We start from the raw sequence: 17,315 nt of genomic DNA on the forward strand, positions 1-17,315 counted from the left end.
TCATGATAGTTCATGTAACTGGTGTATAATAATGCTAGTTTAAGACAATTGATTTATTAATGAGGTAATTTCATTATCTTATTGATTCATGAAAAAATATGTTTGGGAGTGTCGCTTTGATAACATTAGATAATTTAAAAATAAATAGTAAACTGGTTAAAGTTTTTTCAATAAGTTCACTTGCTATTGCCATTTCAGCATGTTCGCAAACAAATCCAGCAAAAATTGAAAATTTATCTGAACCATCGTATTCATCGACTAATGCATCATCGGCAGCTGTTATTGATCGATCTTCGCCTTCTACTTATAGTGCGCCGCCAGCCAATATTACGACCGCTCGCCAAATTAGCAGCGCTCCTGCAAATAAAAGTTATTCTTCAACGGTGCAGTCAGATGGCAATGTGGTTACCACAACTCAGGAGCTAATGACTTACAATCGTAATTATGAGGATATCCCCAAAGGTGGCTATAAAGGTGATACTTATACCGTTAAACGCGGTGATACGCTATTTTATATTGCTTGGATAACAGGTAATGATTTTCGTTCATTAGCGGCTAAAAATAATATTAAAGCGCCGTATGAGTTAAATGTTAATCAAGTAATTGATGTCAGTGGTGGCACAACGGTTGTGGTAACAAAGCAAACCACAACTAAGGCTGGCACAACAAAACCTGCCGAAACGAAAACAACCACGACAACAACGACAACGTCAAATCAGGCGCGGCCGACAACCACGGTTACGACAACAACTGCAACAGGCGCAGCGGCTGCAATTTCAAACGGGCCATCAGCAAAAGTTGCCAATATTACATGGCAATGGCCAGTTAAAGGTAAATTAATCGAGACATTTTCTAATGCCACCAAAGGGATTGATATTTCAGGTTCATTAGGTGATAAAATTACAGCCTCAGCCGATGGTAAAGTTGTTTATGCGGGTAATGCTTTACCGGGTTATGGTAATTTAATTATTATTAAACATAATGATGATTACTTAACTGCTTATGCCCATAACCAGAGCATTTTAGTTAAAGAGCAGCAAGATGTTAAAGCCGGTCAACAAATTGCAACAATGGGCAATACTGGAACAAATTCAGTGCGCTTACATTTTGAAATCCGTTACCAAGCCAAATCAGTTGATCCATTAAAGTATTTGCCTAAACAGTAAATAAAACGATAAAAATAAGCTAAATGAAGCGTGAGCGTGTTTGCAGTATTTTAAAAATTAATTAATAAAGGAGCTATCCATGGCAGTAAAAAAATTAGTTTTAATCAGACACGGTGAAAGTGAGTGGAATAAAGAAAACCGTTTTTGTGGTTGGACTGATGTTGATCTTTCAGAAAAAGGACATCAAGAAGCGAAAGAAGCTGGAAAATTACTAAAAGCAGAAGGTTTTCAATTTGATTACGCTTACACGTCGGTACTAACCCGCGCAATTCATACCTTATGGCATGTTTTAGATGGCGTTGATCAGCCTTGGGTACCTGATGAAAAAAGCTGGCGTTTGAATGAACGTCATTACGGTGCGCTGCAAGGTTTAAATAAAGCTGAAACAGCAGCAAAATATGGTGATGAGCAAGTTAAATTATGGCGTCGCGGCTTTGCAATTACGCCACCAGCGCTTGAAAAATCAGATGAACGCTACCCAGGTCATGATAGCCGTTATAAAGGATTGAATGATAAAGAGTTACCATTAACTGAAAGCTTAGCGTTAACTATTGAGCGCGTATTACCGTACTGGCAAACAACTATCGCCCCTCGAATTGCCAGTGGTGAACGCGTTATTATCGCCGCGCATGGTAACTCATTACGTGCGCTAGTTAAGTATTTAGATGATATGAGTGATGATGAGATCATCGATTTAAATATTCCAACCGGCGTGCCATTGGTTTATGAATTTGATGATAATATGAAAGTGATTAAACACTATTACTTAGGTGACGCAGCTGCAATTGCGGCCAAAGAAGCGGCGGTTGCCAATCAAGGTAAAGCAAAATAGTTTTATCGTTAGTTTATCTTACGACAGCATAACCCAACTTTTGGTTGGGTTATTTATTTTGAGGAAATAATGTCATGAATAGAGCCGTTATAGCATGTTGCTTAAGCTGTTTATTATTTTCTTGCAAAGACAATAACGTTTGGCATAGTACCATTTTTCAGTCGAATGCTGATTCGATTTTTCAGCAATCAAAAGGCATCATTGAGTATTTTTATGGGGTCGCTCACCATCCACTCACTTTAGTTCAAGTGCTTGACCAAACAAATAATACCCGACAAACAGCGCCAATATCGGCGCCTTTAAAAAATGAAGCAAGTAAAGATGATGCAAATTCATCAATTGCTGCGGTTAATATCAAATGGCAGTGGCCAGCACAAGGTAATATTATTGAAATGTTCTCTAATAAAAATAGAGGAATTGATATTGCGGGCTCATTAGGTGATAAAATTGTTGCTGCAGCCGATGGCAAAGTTGTTTATGCCGGTAATGCTTTACCCGGTTATGGTAATTTAATTATTATCAAACATGACGATGATTATTTAACGGCTTATGGTCATAATCAAACAATATTCGTTAAAGAGGGGCAAACTCTTTATGCTGGGCAACAAATTGCAACCATGGGGGATATCGGGGCAAGTTCAAGTCGCCTACATTTTGAGGTTCGTTATCGAGCAAAATCAGTTGATCCATTAAACTACTTACCAAAACAGTGATATTTATTCATAAACTGTGCTATTTACAGCTAGCGCTGCACCATATTATCTTTTAGTTATTTTTGATTATACTGTTACTAAAAATAAAGTGTGAATCACTTCTCATTATTATTGTTTTATATTTGCTTATCTCTTGCGCTATATGTCATATTGGCTGAAACGATTCAGTGTGGATTAAAAATACCTAACTTTGCGGAGAATAAGAGTATGAAAGTAAAAATTATTTCGTTAGCCATGATATTAAGTTTTGCCTCAAGTAACGCATTTGCCAAAGAGTTTGTGCTAATTGATAATGAGCAGGGGATTTCAACGGGTAATTGGTCAATATCAAATAAAGATACCAGTGTTAAGGCTCCAGCTTTTACGGTTCAAAATGCAGTCTTAACAGGGGGGAAACAAGCCGGCAGTGAAGTTATTACTATTACTAGTGGCGGATTTGTTATTAAACTCAGCCCAACTCGCGGCATGGGCATTTTGTCGGTTGAAGGTGATGGGGTTAGAATGGGCTGGGATTCACCGGTTAATGAAGTGGTGAATCCAGCGAATATTAATTTAGAAAGCCGTGGCGGCATTGGCTGGCTTGAAGGGTTTAATGAAATGATGGTGCGGTGCGGTTTTGAATGGACCGGGCACGCAGTTGAGGCTGACGGCATGATGTATACTTTACATGGTAATGCCGGGAATACGCCGGTATCTAAATTAATCGTTGATGTGAAAGATACTGCGCCATACACCATTACCGTTAAAGGATTAATTAAGGAAAAAACCTTTAAAAAAAGCAATCTAGAAACGTGGGCATCGTTAAGTTATGTGCCAGGCGCTAGATCGTTTACGGTTCATGACGTTGTTACAAACCAAGGCGATTATGAGCGTGATTATCAAATTATTTATCACAGTAATTTTGGCATGCCAATTTTAGAGCAAGATGCTCAGTTTATTGCACCCGTTAAAGAAATCTCACCATTTAATGATTATGCTAAAGAAGGCCTAAAAACATGGCAAACCTATTTAGGGCCGACCAAAGGATTCGATGAAATGGTATTTAATATTTATCCTTATGGCGATGATAAAAATCAAACTAAAGTTATGGTTGCAAATAAAACAGGCGATAAAGGTGCCGGCATTGAGTTTAATCTTGATCAGCTACCGGTTTTATCATTATGGAAAAATACCGATACTTTAAAACAAGGTTATGTAACTGGCCTTGAACCAGGTACCAGTTTTGCCTACCCAGTTACTATTGAAAGAGAGCAACAACGCGTTCGTAAGCTAGCGCCGGGGCAAAGTGCCGAGTTTACACTAACATATCGCTTACTTGCCGGTAAAAAAGCGGTAGATGATTATAAAAACCAAATTAAAACTATCCAAGGGGAGCAGCTAACAACCGTGATTGAAGAGCCAATGGCATATGAATAAATACTAATGCTGTTAATGATTAAGATGGCGCATAATGCGCCATTATTTTATTTTTGATGATGTTTTTTGGCTTTACAGCCAAAAATCTCTATAATACCGACTCGTTTTATGTCTCGCGTATTAGGATGTCATGGATAAAGCACCAACTAAGTCAGTAAAAACGCAGCTTCATAGCCGTAATCGGCATCGTACTGGTTATGATTTTTTACAACTAGCCCAAACCTCACCTGAGCTGGCTTCATTTGTTTTTGAAAATCAATATGGTAATTTAGCCGTCGATTTTGCCGATCCTATTGCCGTTAAAACACTAAATAAAGCGCTGTTATTACATTTTTATAAGTTAATCTATTGGGATCTGCCTGAAGGGTATTTGTGCCCGCCAGTGCCAGGACGCGTTGATTATATTCACTATTTAGCTGACTTATTGGCGGATGATAATCAAGGCAACATTCCACAAAGTAAACGGATCCGAGTACTTGATATTGGTATTGGTGCGAATGCGATTTATCCTATTGTTGGCCATGGTGAATATGGTTGGTCATTTGTGGGAAGTGATATCGATGTTACTGCAATTAAGCTGGCAACGCTAATTGCGCAAAGTAATCCAAGTTTAAAAGACGCATTACAGTGCCGATCACAACATGATAGTGAGGCTATTTTTAAAAATATTATTAAGCCAAATGAGTATTATGCGTTAAGCCTTTGCAATCCGCCATTTTATGCATCGATGCAAGAAGCTGATGCAAATAATGCTCTAAAAATAAAAAACTTGGCTAAGTCATCGCAATTACAAACAGCCACTGTTCGTAACTTTTCGGGCCAAGATAATGAGCTTTGGTGTAAAGGTGGCGAGCGTGAATTTATTAGTAAGATGATTATGGAAAGCTATGATTATCAAAATCAATGTTTATGGTTTACTTCACTCGTTGCCAAGAAAGAGACATTAACTATTTTAACTAAGCGATTAAATAATATTGGCGCAGCTGACGTTAAAATTATAACGATGGCGCAGGGGCAAAAAATAAGCCGAATGATTGCTTGGTCATTCATTAAAAAATCGGATAGACATCAATTTTTAATCAATCATCGTATGGTTTAAACGCGATAGTAAATCTACGTTAAAAGGCACCTTGTGTGCCTTTTTAATTATTCACATCTGCAAAAAGTATTTATAAATCGAAATTATTCATTAAAAATCAGTTAAATATCTTTAAAAATCACATTCCTTCATATACACCTTTATTTGAATCTTTTAAGATTAGCGGCCAATTTTAACTAATTGGATCTTAACGATTAATAAAATTTTGAAAAGGAATCATAAGTGAAAAAAATAATATTGTTAATTGCCTTTGCATGTTCTTTATGTGGATGTATGGCAGCTAACATTGTGGCTAACGTTCTTCCTGATGCAATCGATTTAGGAAAAACAATTATAGGCGATGATTATAAAGTAAGTACGAGTAAAGCGAAGTTTGCATATTTTGATGAAAAAGAACAAGTGATACAACCCCCATTTCGTAACTACTTTATGTTGTTAAGTAAGAAGCAAGAGTATATCGGCTTTGCCGTGAGCGAATCGAGTAATAGCGAAGACTGTTTTACTGGGGTTAGGTTTTATAAAGATTCAATAGATTCTGACATTATATTACTCAATCAGTTTATTGATTGGAGTAAACAAAATCCTAATGAAACAATGGCTCAGAATATACAGTTAAAAATTGATAGTAAAAAAACAGTGAACTTATCTTTTACTATCGATAAAGATAATAAAACCCCACTATTGGTTTATTCAGGTAAAAATTGTGATTTTTTTGCGAAAACTAAATATTACGCATTAACAGCCGATAATGCTGAAAAAATCATATCCGAAATTAACGATTGGAAAAAAGAAATATCAAATTAAGGGATGTAAATGAAAAAATTAGTAATGATTAGTCTTGCTTTTTTAATGATTAGCTTGACGGGATGTGGTAGTGTTTATTCGGGTAAAATGTATGAACATTCTGCTCAATCAGCTGATCCTACTTTGACCTTTTCTTCTGATTATGGCTATTACACTAAATTTTGGATAAATAGTGATGCGCCGGCAGAGCAGCGATTGTGTAAAAATACGGATGAAATTGGTTTCTTATTATATGAAAATAGTATTTTCTTATTTGATAAACCGATGACCAATTTATCAATCTCAGTTGAAAGCGATAAGGAGATAACGATTACAGGCACAACTTATGGCGATGGTTCTTCGTGTGGGCCGCTTGAGAAAGCCTTTACACCAGAAAAAAATAAGAACTATTTAATTCATTATGAAAAGGCGGGTAATTATTGCCGAATGAATATATCAGAGAAAGATAGCGATACGGAAGTTGCTGCTAGGCAAGTGGCATCTTGCGTTAAATAATTAAAATATTATGGCTCTTTGATAATTAAAAAGGCACCTAGCGTGCCTTTTTTAATTGCTTAAGCCAACTATCTTGACGTTAATTACAGCAAATTTTTTAATTTATATAAGGCTTCAAGTGCTTGTTTAGGCGTTAATGAATCAGGGTCGATAGTGCGTAGTGCCATTTCAACCTCTGATACTTCAGGCTCAGTGATAAAATTAAGTTGTGAGCTATCAACATGACTATGTGATGAGTTTTTCGATAACGCCTCTAACTCTTTAAGCTTTTGCTTAGCACGCTTTAAAATGCTGTTTGGTACACCAGCAAGCCCTGCGACGGCGATCCCAAAACTTTTACTGGCTGCGCCATCGGCAACGGTGTGCATAAAGGCAATTGTATTGTCATGTTCAATTGCATCAAAATGTACGTTATGTACGCCAGCAATACTTTCAGGAAGCTGGGTTAATTCAAAATAGTGGGTTGCAAAAAGTGTCATTGCTTTGGTTTGATTTGCAAGCGACTCAACACAAGCCCAAGCGAGTGATAAACCATCGTATGTTGATGTACCTCGACCAATTTCATCCATGAGTACTAGGCTATGCTCCGTTGCATTATGCATAATGTTGGCCGTTTCAGTCATTTCAACCATAAAAGTTGAGCGCCCTGATGCTAAATCATCGGACGCGCCAATGCGGGTAAATATGCGATCAATTGGGCCAATTGAGGCTTGCGTTGCCGGCACGAAACTGCCCATATAAGCAAGTAGCACAATTAACGCTGTTTGCCGCATATAGGTACTTTTACCGCCCATATTTGGGCCTGTAATAATTAACATACGGCGCTGCGGCGACAAATTGAGTGAGTTGGCAATAAATGGCTCTGATAAGACGTTTTCAACCACTAGGTGACGGCCATTTTCAATATGGATCCCTTTTTCAGCAATCAACTTAGGGCAACAATAATTTAAGGTTTCGCTGCGCTCAGCTAATGTTGCAAGTACATCAAGCTCAGCCAATGATTCAGCACTTTTTAGCATGCTATCAAGATGCGGTAATAATCGGTCAAAAAGTTCATCATACAGTGATTTTTCAAGTGCTAATGCTTTACCTTTTGAGGTTAAAACTTTATCTTCATACTCTTTTAATTCAGGAATAATATAGCGTTCGGCATTTTTTAGGGTTTGCCTGCGCGTATAATGGATTGGCGCTAAATGACTTTGACCACGACTGATTTGAATATAATAGCCATGTACGGCATTAAAGCCTATTTTTAAGGTATCAATACCTAATGTTTGCCGCTCCCTAATTTCTAACTGATCAAGGTAGCTTGTTGCGCCAGCAGAAAGTGCCCTAAGTTCATCAAGCTCAGCATTATAGCCTGGCGCAATCACGCCACCATCACGAATTAATACCGGCGGCGCCTCAATAATTGATTCATTTAGTAGCGCTGCAATATCATCAAAACTATTGATATGCGACGCAAGGGCGATTAAATAGGGGTTTTCGATATGCTTAAGGCTTTGTTGTAATACGGGCAATATATTATAAGAGTCACGCAATCTGGCAAAGTCTCTTGGCCTTGCTGAGCGCAGGGCAAGCCTTGCTAAAATGCGCTCAATATCGCCAATTTGTTTTAATAGTGGCTGAATATCGTGATAATGATTTTGTAGCTCACAAATTGAGGTTTGCCGTTGGTTTAACATCATCAGATCACGAATTGGTGCATGTAACCAGCGCTTTAACATGCGGCTACCCATTGCTGTTTGTGTGCGATCAAGGATTGATGCTACGGTATTTTCTGTTGTGCCCGATAAGTTTTCGGTTATTTCTAAATTACGGCGCGTTGCGGCATCTAAAATAATAAATTTATCATGGCATTCTTTGATGATTGAGCGAATATGCGGTAGCGACGTTTTTTGGGTATCTTTAACATATTGTAGTAAGCAGCCGGCAGCTTTTAGTGCTTTAATTGATTGCTCAACGCCAAAGCCAATTAAATCTTTGGTGCCAAATTGCATATTAAGTTGCTGCTTGGCAGTATTTAGATCAAACTCCCAAAGTGGCCTGCGGCGCAGGCCATGGCGATTTTCAATCAAAGCCATCGATTTAAAATCTTCAGGATAGAGTATTTCAACTGGGCTGGTGCGTTGTAGCTCTGCTTGCATGGTTTCTTTATTATCGCACTCAAAGACATGAAAACGGCCAGAACTAATATCTAACGTTGCATAGCCATAGCCGCTTGGCTCTTGCCAAATGGCGGCTAATAAATTGTCTTTACGATCTTCAAGTAATCGCTCATCACTAACGGTACCTGGCGTAACAATGCGCACCACTTTACGCTCAAGCGGACCTTTACTGGTTGCCGGATCGCCAATTTGCTCACAAATTGCCACCGATTCACCAAGTGAAATTAATTTAGCCAGATAACCTTCAACCGCATGATAAGGAACGCCTGCCATTGGGATCGGCTCACCCGCTGATGCGCCTCGCTTGGTTAGCGAAATATCTAACAGCTGCGATGCTTTTTTGGCATCATCATAAAATAGCTCATAAAAATCACCCATTCGATAAAATAATAAAATATCGGGATTTTCAGCTTTTAGCTTCAAATACTGCTGCATCATTGGTGTGTGGTGAGATAGCGTTTGGTTTTCTGTCATGGTTAACTCTTTTTATATTTTTAAATATGTTAACTTAAATAATTTTACAATTGTATCATTATACATGATATGTGGGGAAAGTGACTGATGCTGATAAAAATAGGGGAGTAATATTAGCAAGGTAAAAGTAAGAATATTTTATTAACTCAGTATTTAACTTGCTTTAGCGTTACTATTAATCTTAACATGACTCCGGTTAGTGTTTTTTGGTATCATAAAATTGTACCAGTTATGCCAAGATGAAAATTACTGAATTTTTATAGAAGTTATCATTTTAATTTTAACGTAAAGATTCCCTCAAAAATTATTATAAGAGAGTATAAATGAAAATTACTAAAGTAAAATTGGACAATCAAATAGTATTGATGCAGCGTAATAGTAATGAAGGATATTTAATTCATGGCTCACAAGAAAAAAAACAACGGCAGATAAGCACCTTGCTGGTTAAAAAACAAAAAAACTTTATGATGAGTCTTATTGGTAAAACCTTAGTTAAAAATGATGTCTTTAAATGTAGCGGGACCACACCGCAAGAAAAAGCTAGTTGTAAACAAAAACAGCAAAACCTGATAAAATTAAAACAGTTGTTTGAATATACACTTAATCCAACTCCAAAGAAAACCAATGATTTAGATCTGACGGCTTTAAAATCTCTAAGTAAAGAACAATTGAAAGAGTATCTAGCCCATAAATTTATTAATGATGAATCGTTATTGTACAATAAACAAAGTAAGTCATTTAACTTATTAGATGATCTTTACTCAACATTACAACAAAATAAAAATCACATCGAATCTTATAAAAAATGGGCTGATTGGTTTATTGAAAATAAACAATTATTCCTCACAAAATCGATCATTAATAATAAAATTAAAGCATCACGATCAATTGATGAAAAATCTAAACGACAACAGGTATTAGATAAATTAGCCGAGCAAATGGTAAATAGTCAAATGAGTTTTGACGGATTATTTGAGGAATTTACCCCCGTAATATCGCAATGGCGGGGTTGTTTTTCTGATACCACCAAATATACCCAACAAGATGTGGATAATAAAGCACTTAAAGCTAAGGATAAAGTAGTTGGTTATCCAAAAGATTTCTTCGAATTTAAACGATCATTAAAAAAAATGCTAAAAGATCAGCAGACAAAACAATATCAAGCAGGAAAGTTTGAAAACGAATTGCTACAACAATACAGCTTAGAACTAACCAAATATTTAGAGCGCTATTTTCCACTTAAAAAATCGGCTCGCCGTTTAACCGTGGCAGATATTGAGTATTATTTAAATGAACAAACGGTTAAAACCACCATCGAAAAGCAACTTAAAAATGCAACAATGCAATATTTATTGCAACAAGGTAAGTACCTTAGTTACCAACTCGGTGAACAAATCACTAGCCAAGACTTACAACGCATAAAAATACAAGAAGCTTTTACATTACAATTTACTAATGCTTGTGGTTTTGCTGCAAGTAACTTACGCAACATTATTGATTCCTCTGTTAAAAATGACCTTCTTACAGAAAAAGCATTTGTGTATACCTTTGGTAAGGTGGTATTGAACGATCCTGCGCTAAAAAATTCAGGCATTCACCGTTTAGCACAATTTTTATTTAGCCAATCTTTTGATTTTGATACGCAAAAGGTAAAAGACGATCATGATGAATTGATTAAAAAACTTAAAAGCGATCAGCAATATCTATCAGCTATTAATACAATTCGTTGTGCTATTTATGCGGTACGTAATAATGTTATTCACTTTAATCACCATGGTTTAGCCGAGCTGTTTCAAACAGAAAAATTTACGCCCTTTAAGTTTAATGAAGAAAATAAAAAGTTATCAAAAGAAGAGCCAGTTGATTATACACAACAAGCATTATTATTGTCACTATTTCATCAAGATTTAGACCGTTTAAATATCGTTTTTGCCGAAAAAATAAGAACAACGGGTATTATTGATTTTTATAATATTGACGAGGTTGCAACACAATTAAAACAGATTAACTTAAGCCCTAAACCATTGGCTTTTATACCGGGCTTTAAAAAAGTATTTAAATGGGGTTTAACCTACCAACAGGAAAGTACTGATTACTTAAATTTAAGCCACTATTTTGAAAAGAACTATGTATTAAAAGATAAAAGTGTTATTACTGACAATGCGTACCAAGCGCAATATAATTTACTCGCCATTATTTATGAACAACAGTTTATTGAATCCTTTTTAGACAATAGAAATGATTTTTTACAGGCCGTAAATGCCGTTCTTGCCGCTAACAAAAAGCGTGCAGTAGATAAACCTAAAAAAGCTGATCAACATAAACAAGCGTTTAGTGAAATTTCTCCATATAAAACTGAGCAGACTCCGCAAGATTATTTACGAAACGTACAAGCACAGTTAATTAACGAGGAAAATAAAAAACGTGATGTTGGTAAGCTAGAGGCGGATCAAACCGGACATTATCAGCAGTTTATTTGGCAACTTTTTGTAAAGGGATTCGATGATTTTTTAACAGCACGAAAAGACTTAGACTTTATTCACCACCCGTTGTGGCAATATGACCAAATAGCTAACCAGCCAGATGCCAATTGGCAACATCAACAAGTCGAAAAGTTAAGTAAGAATGTAAATGTTAGTAGCCAAATTAAGCCTGATAGTAATAGTCAGCTTGCATTTTGGTTATTTTGTAAAATGCTTGATGCTAATTATTTAAATCAATTGCATAATCAATTCAGTAAATGGCAACAGGCTCAGCAAAATATTCAAACTCAGTTAGATAAGGATATCTCAGTCTTTCAGCAAATTATAAGTTTAGTATTACTTACCAGCGATATTACACCTGCCAACTATCTCAACATTTATAAAACAAAACCTGATTATTTTAACCAGTTGCAGCCATTTACCTTACTAAAAGAAGATAAGCTTAAAAATAAAGTAGATCTTTTTGTCCAGTCAGATGGGCAAACACCGATTATTCATGGTGCGATTGAACAAACTAAAAAATATGCCACTTATAGAATTTTAAGCAAATTACTTGAGCAGCAAACCAAATTTAAAATCAGTGGTAAAGATATTGATGATTGGGAAAGGGTTATAAAAGAAGGACACCCTGATAACCCGGCAAAATTGAGTCAGCATCGACAACAATTACATCTTCAGTGGGCACAATCTACATGTAAAGTCGATTTTTATCAAAACAAAACGGATAAGAAAAAAACGAAAGGTTGGCTTAATTCTCCTTGTCAGTTTTCGACCGATTTGAACAAGTTGACTAATGGGCAATATTATCAGCAATTATGTCATAAACTGGAGCAATATAACTGGCTCGATAATAAATTACACTTTGTTTATATTCGCCAAATACACAACTTATTAATTGATATTTTGGCTAGGCTAGCGGGGTTTATTAATCTAATAGAACGTGATTTTCAATTTTTAGATCACGCTTCATCCAATTATCGACAAGATGATCCCTATCGTTTAACTGCATGGGTTAATTTCTGGTATTTAATTGATCAAAAAGAGAGCAAAAATGGCTGCGAAGAGTTAAAGAAAATATCTTCTCTTAGTGATGAAGATCCGGTTGAATTAAACAATGATGGTATGTTTAAAAAACTACAGATTAAACGAGCGTTTTATCAGCGCTATTTTTTTTGTAATAACATTGATGTGATAAATATTCGTAACTATATTGCCCATTTTAATTATTTAGACCAATTTGAGGGGAAAAAATCGGTCCTTGATTTAATCGCCGATGTTCGCCAACTTTTAAGCTATGACCGAAAACTTAAAAATGCGGTTGCGAAATCGTTTATTGATCTATTTGATCGCCATGGTATGACTCTATGTTTTAAACCATTACATGAATATAATCATATATTTAAGGTGAAAAGTATTAAGTCTAAAAAAATTAAGCATCTTGCTGGCGGAATTTTTGATAATGGTAAGAATAGTAATGGAAAAACAATAAAAACCACGATTGAGACTGATCAAGTTCATGCAAATTATATTGATATGGTCAAGGCATTACTCATACTTAAATAAAAATAATAAGGGATTGGCGATAAATGCAACATATACTTTATCTTGAGAATGCAAAACAGTTATCCGTTAATAATAGTTGTTTACTTATCAAAGATTCTAATGATCAAGAGAACACCATACACTGTGATGATATATTAGCAATAGTGATTGAAAATATCTATTGTCAAATTACGATACCTGCGATGTTATTATGCGTTGAATCAAAGATCCCATTATTAGTCTGTGATCATAAACATCAACCGGCGATATATTGTTTAGATTTTTATACTCATAGTGAATTAAGGAAACAAATTACTGAACAAATCAATTGGCCAATAGAAAAACAATATTTAGCATGGTTGACCATAATCCGTTATAAATTAGACAATCAGTTAATGGTTTTACGCCTTTTTTCGCCGCATCATCTGGCAATCAATAAAATCACTGAGTATCGGCAAAAATTAGACCAAGTTAATTTAGTGGCAGAGCAAATTAATACTATTGAATCGATTAGTGCTCGACTTTATTTTAATGCACTATTTGGTGATGAATTTAAACGATTTGAGTTAGATGGCATTAATGCTGCACTTAATTATGGTTATAGTATTGTACGTAGTGTTATTTTGCTTGCTATTACTGGTCGAGGTTTACATCCAACGTTAGGTATTTGGCATCATAGTGTACGTAATCGTTTTAATTTAGCCGATGATTTAATCGAAATATTGAGGCCACTCGTTGATCAAACGGTGAAAAAAATGATGCTAGATAATCAACAACAGTTTACTCGAAACCACCGGCAGCAGTTACTTAGCATTTTGCATCATCCGGTGTTATGGCAACAAAAAATGGTTAGTTTAAAAAATGCAATAGATCATTATCTTAATGATTTTGTTAGATTTATGGGGAGTGAATGTGATATAATATCACCAATAATTTGGAGTAATGTTGAGTATGGGACAGACTAATTTTGTGTTGATGATTATGTACGATGTCCCGGTTAATCAAAAAAAAGAACAGCAAACTTATCGGAAATTTAATAGTTTTTTGCAAAAATCAGGATTTTATTTACTACAAAATTCAATTTATATTAAACCGTTATCTGAAAAGCAAGCTAACCAAAAATATATTAATAAAATAAAAGAACTCGTAACGGATTTAGGTCACATAAGGGCATTAACTTTAACGTACCAACAATTTTTAGCTATAGAATTAGTAATCGGGGACGATACATGGGGCGAAAAACTTATCAAGACAAACAATTCGGTTTTAGCAATATAATACTAATTAGCTTGACTTTATCATCTATTAGTAATAATTTATGGGATTCAAACTACCCCAATATTGAAGGGGACTGAAACCCAATTTCCCCACACATAAGACACACTAAATTGATTCAAACTACCCCAATATTGAAGGGGACTGAAACCAATTAACACTTTCTGTATATGAAGCTTTGATGATTCAAACTACCCCAATATTGAAGGGGACTGAAACATCTCGTAAAAACAAAACCGCAATGATTTTTAGATTCAAACTACCCCAATATTGAAGGGGACTGAAACGTTTACGACCATTCCATCTTTTTAATCTAGAGATTCAAACTACCCCAATATTGAAGGGGACTGAAACCAGACGTTGCTATTAAGTAAATAGAGTCGTGAATTAACATGGCTACCAGTTGAAACGGTAATCTGTGAAAATCAAGATATTTATTATCAAGCACTTAGAGATGCTGATAAGGCGAGTGATTGTACCGATTTTACCGATTTTATGTTACGTGTTATTGATGATAGTTTAAAAGCGAGTATTACCGACAATTTAAATCAGAAGAATGACGGAAAAATGTCGGTAATATGTCGGAAAAAAAACAGTGCTATTAAGCCCAATCAAACTGCGAAAAAGATATTGGCAATATTACGAGATAATTCGTCAGCAACCATCGCTCAGTTATCCGTTCAATTAGATGTAAGTACACGAACAGTTGAACGAAACCTTAAGCTGCTACAACAGGCTGGAATATTAAAACGTTTAGGTAGCAAGGCTAAAGCCTATTATTGGCAAGTTATTTAAATAGAGTATGGCCTATCTGCTAAAATAAAAACCTCGTTCAAAAGTTATCGTGATATATGTTTTTAATATAAAAAATATCCCAACCACCGAATTAGATGAAATTGCTCCTTCCTTCATAAATCGAGATTGATAGGTTAATTTTGGTTTAGGCTTTTTATGGCATAAGGCTAAATAGAGTACTCGTTTTGTTTGACTTATGTAGTAGTAATAAAATTAATATGGCATTAATATTTGAGTTCCATTTTACTTGATGTTATTAGGTAAATAATTAATCAATGGTTGTATTAAAAAATTGGCAACAAGATGTGTTAGCTAACCATAACCGAAAAGGCGCATTAAGACTATTATGGTGCTTAGCCTTACTGGGGTATTATTTTTATATCTTTTGTTTTGTATGTTTATTTTTCGGCGAGTGGTTACATTATTACCTGATTGGGCTTGGATTGCTGCTTTACTATTTTCATTATTAATTGCGTTTTTAATTTCTTCTTTTATTGAGCTAATGATTGAAAAATCAACTCATAATGGTATGAAGCAATATATAGAAAGGTTTTTGGGTATTGGCTGTGTCTGTTTTTTTATATTTTTAGGTTCAATAGATTTTTATATTTATTTTTTCCCAAAAGAGACTCACACCTACTATACCCATTGCGAAATTACGACACCCGGCCCATCTAGTGGGCGTTCTGGTGGACATTGTAAAGCTGGGATTAAAATAAAGGATAAGTTTACAAATAAAAATTTTTTCCTCTGTTTTAGTAGCGAAAAACAGCCTGAATATAAATTACAAGCTTTAGTTAAAGTTCAAAGTAATGCACTTGGATCATATTTAGTTGATTATAGTTTAACTAAAAAATAATTTTTTTGAGTAAATAAAAAGACATTAATTCGATTAAATATGACTTAATGATTTAATTCATTGAGTTTATTTTTTAATAAATTAAGATTTTTATTAAAAACATCGTCACCACTTAAATATCCTTGCGATTGAGACGCTTGAATAAGTAAATTTGATATTGTTTTTTTATGTTTATTGTTATCTTTTTTCGTTATAAATAGTTGCTGAATTTTTAATAATATTTTTGTTAGATGAAAATGGCTCGTCTTTTTGCTTGAAGAAAGCAGCTCAATTTCATTCATTTTATGATAGTTTGGTTTAAACATCCCCATATTATGCTTAATTAAAAATTTACTACGTTTGAAGCTTTTTAAACTCGGTAATCCGATATAAATAGGATTATAAGGCATATCAAACGTTGATAACCAGTCAAGCCATTTAAAGGTATTTATATCGTGATTTAACACAACTGGAACCCAGTTAACGCGCATTGCATCAGCGATTATTGCTGCATGCATAGCTTCTGCAATGACTAATTTTGCATTACGAATTTTATTTATAACGTCTTTAGCATTTTGACATGGATTTACCAGTTCAATGCCGGCATTGTTGCATACTTCATATAACGCTTGATGTTCCATCGTGTTATGGTGAGGAATAAAAATAATGCCATGCCTTTCGTCTTTAGGAATTGGAGTGAATTTCGGATGTAAGTTAAGTAAAATCGCACCATCTGCGATAGCTAATGACTCGTCAATACCTAACACTTTTGCGGTCAATTTTCCTCTCACACATTGTATTTTTATATTTTCACTCGTGGGCGGGGGGCCATATCCAATGCCGCTACTAAAAACGATGACTTTTTCATTTTTAATCATATTGATATCTAAAATAGATCCGATCCCAAGTAAAGAATACTCACTTTTTTGTCCATGCAGGAAAGGTGCAATATCATTCCAAATCCATTCATTTAAATCATCACCAAAATTTCCAATAGGATCTTTGTAATAGATTATCTTCATTAACTTACCTATTTTATTAAATATCAGATGTTTAGCGTTTTATCATTTTAGCATATAAACTATTCAATGCGTATATTTTGACCTTTATGGTTAATTTTATAGCAGTGTGATTCGCAATTAATACGTAAAATTGCCTGCTTTCAATGGTTACGCTATTTATTTTAATTTTACAAATATTATTAAAGTTACTATC

General features: G+C 35.0%; 14 protein-coding genes and 1 CRISPR repeat array. Of the genes, 12 read left to right on the plus strand and 2 right to left on the minus strand.

The window, feature by feature from the left end; all coding sequences use genetic code 11:
* Positions 1-116: 116 nt before the first annotated feature.
* The 7 genes from RHO14_06080 to RHO14_06110 all read left to right on the plus strand — a co-directional run bounded on the left by RHO14_06080 (position 117) and on the right by RHO14_06110 (position 6,525).
* Entirely contained in the window at positions 117-1,166 is a 1,050-nt protein-coding gene (locus RHO14_06080; GenBank protein ID WVD72368.1) for a peptidoglycan DD-metalloendopeptidase family protein, read from the plus strand.
* A 79-nt stretch (positions 1,167-1,245) separates the two neighbouring features.
* On the plus strand, positions 1,246-1,998 hold the full coding sequence (gene gpmA, locus RHO14_06085) for a 2,3-diphosphoglycerate-dependent phosphoglycerate mutase (protein ID WVD72369.1): 753 nt from the start codon (positions 1,246-1,248) through the stop codon (positions 1,996-1,998).
* A 74-nt stretch (positions 1,999-2,072) separates the two neighbouring features.
* Positions 2,073-2,711 (plus strand): peptidoglycan DD-metalloendopeptidase family protein, encoded by a 639-nt coding sequence (locus RHO14_06090; GenBank protein ID WVD72370.1) that lies wholly within the window; start codon positions 2,073-2,075, stop codon positions 2,709-2,711.
* Between the two features lie 207 nt (positions 2,712-2,918).
* On the plus strand, positions 2,919-4,127 hold the full coding sequence (locus RHO14_06095; protein WVD72371.1) for an aldose 1-epimerase family protein: 1,209 nt from the start codon (positions 2,919-2,921) through the stop codon (positions 4,125-4,127).
* A 130-nt stretch (positions 4,128-4,257) separates the two neighbouring features.
* Positions 4,258-5,226, plus strand: coding sequence for a 23S rRNA (adenine(1618)-N(6))-methyltransferase RlmF (rlmF, locus tag RHO14_06100; protein ID WVD72372.1), 969 nt, complete (start codon positions 4,258-4,260; stop codon positions 5,224-5,226).
* A 222-nt stretch (positions 5,227-5,448) separates the two neighbouring features.
* Positions 5,449-6,030: a hypothetical protein gene (locus RHO14_06105; GenBank protein ID WVD72373.1), complete on the plus strand. Its 582-nt coding sequence runs from the start codon at positions 5,449-5,451 to the stop codon at positions 6,028-6,030.
* A gap of 9 nt (positions 6,031-6,039) precedes the next feature.
* The gene (locus RHO14_06110; protein WVD72374.1) at positions 6,040-6,525 is read left to right on the plus strand and encodes a hypothetical protein; all 486 of its coding nucleotides are present in this window, start codon (positions 6,040-6,042) and stop codon (positions 6,523-6,525) included.
* 83 nt (positions 6,526-6,608) lie between these two features.
* Here RHO14_06110 and mutS read toward each other — a convergent pair whose 3' ends face one another.
* Positions 6,609-9,167 (minus strand): DNA mismatch repair protein MutS, encoded by a 2,559-nt coding sequence (mutS, locus tag RHO14_06115; protein ID WVD72375.1) that lies wholly within the window; start codon positions 9,165-9,167, stop codon positions 6,609-6,611.
* Positions 9,168-9,490: 323 nt separating this feature from the next.
* Here mutS and cas13a point away from each other — a divergent pair, with 323 nt between their 5' ends.
* From cas13a to RHO14_06140, 5 genes are all read left to right on the plus strand, one after another.
* Positions 9,491-13,213 (plus strand): type VI-A CRISPR-associated RNA-guided ribonuclease Cas13a, encoded by a 3,723-nt coding sequence (gene cas13a, locus RHO14_06120; protein WVD72376.1) that lies wholly within the window; start codon positions 9,491-9,493, stop codon positions 13,211-13,213.
* A gap of 23 nt (positions 13,214-13,236) precedes the next feature.
* Entirely contained in the window at positions 13,237-14,157 is a 921-nt protein-coding gene (cas1, locus tag RHO14_06125) for a type II CRISPR-associated endonuclease Cas1 (GenBank protein ID WVD72377.1), read from the plus strand.
* The gene (cas2, locus tag RHO14_06130) at positions 14,144-14,470 is read left to right on the plus strand and encodes a CRISPR-associated endonuclease Cas2 (GenBank protein ID WVD72378.1); all 327 of its coding nucleotides are present in this window, start codon (positions 14,144-14,146) and stop codon (positions 14,468-14,470) included. Before cas1 ends, cas2 begins: the two co-directional genes overlap by 14 nt.
* Before the next feature lie 44 nt (positions 14,471-14,514).
* A CRISPR array of direct repeats spans positions 14,515-14,821; the repeat unit is 36 nt; unit sequence GATTCAAACTACCCCAATATTGAAGGGGACTGAAAC.
* A gap of 141 nt (positions 14,822-14,962) precedes the next feature.
* Positions 14,963-15,262 carry a winged helix-turn-helix transcriptional regulator gene (locus RHO14_06135; GenBank protein WVD72379.1) on the plus strand — a complete coding sequence of 100 codons (300 nt, stop codon included), beginning with the start codon at positions 14,963-14,965 and terminating at the stop codon, positions 15,260-15,262.
* Between the two features lie 394 nt (positions 15,263-15,656).
* A complete protein-coding gene (locus RHO14_06140; protein WVD72380.1) occupies positions 15,657-16,121 on the plus strand; it encodes a hypothetical protein in 465 nt (154 codons plus the stop codon).
* Between the two features lie 44 nt (positions 16,122-16,165).
* Here RHO14_06140 and RHO14_06145 read toward each other — a convergent pair whose 3' ends face one another.
* Positions 16,166-17,122: a polysaccharide pyruvyl transferase family protein gene (locus RHO14_06145; protein ID WVD72381.1), complete on the minus strand. Its 957-nt coding sequence runs from the start codon at positions 17,120-17,122 to the stop codon at positions 16,166-16,168.
* Between the last annotated feature and the right edge of the window lie 193 nt (positions 17,123-17,315).

It is taken from the genome of Orbaceae bacterium lpD04 (assembly GCA_036251935.1).
GTDB classification, from domain to species: Bacteria; Pseudomonadota; Gammaproteobacteria; order Enterobacterales; family Orbaceae; genus Orbus; species Orbus wheelerorum.

Bases quoted from the DNA above. Each gene is read 5' to 3' on its own strand.
- cas1 (WVD72377.1), top strand. From the start codon at position 13,237: ATGCAACATATACTTTATCTTGAGAATGCAAAACAGTTATCCGTTAAT.
- RHO14_06145 (WVD72381.1), bottom strand. From the start codon at position 17,122: ATGAAGATAATCTATTACAAAGATCCTATTGGAAATTTTGGTGATGAT.
- cas2 (WVD72378.1), top strand. From the start codon at position 14,144: ATGGGACAGACTAATTTTGTGTTGATGATTATGTACGATGTCCCGGTT.
- RHO14_06140 (WVD72380.1), top strand. From the start codon at position 15,657: ATGTTTATTTTTCGGCGAGTGGTTACATTATTACCTGATTGGGCTTGG.
- gpmA (WVD72369.1), top strand. From the start codon at position 1,246: ATGGCAGTAAAAAAATTAGTTTTAATCAGACACGGTGAAAGTGAGTGG.
- RHO14_06095 (WVD72371.1), top strand. From the start codon at position 2,919: ATGAAAGTAAAAATTATTTCGTTAGCCATGATATTAAGTTTTGCCTCA.
- RHO14_06110 (WVD72374.1), top strand. From the start codon at position 6,040: ATGAAAAAATTAGTAATGATTAGTCTTGCTTTTTTAATGATTAGCTTG.
- rlmF (WVD72372.1), top strand. From the start codon at position 4,258: ATGGATAAAGCACCAACTAAGTCAGTAAAAACGCAGCTTCATAGCCGT.
- RHO14_06090 (WVD72370.1), top strand. From the start codon at position 2,073: ATGAATAGAGCCGTTATAGCATGTTGCTTAAGCTGTTTATTATTTTCT.
- cas13a (WVD72376.1), top strand. From the start codon at position 9,491: ATGAAAATTACTAAAGTAAAATTGGACAATCAAATAGTATTGATGCAG.
- RHO14_06135 (WVD72379.1), top strand. From the start codon at position 14,963: ATGTTACGTGTTATTGATGATAGTTTAAAAGCGAGTATTACCGACAAT.
- mutS (WVD72375.1), bottom strand. From the start codon at position 9,167: ATGACAGAAAACCAAACGCTATCTCACCACACACCAATGATGCAGCAG.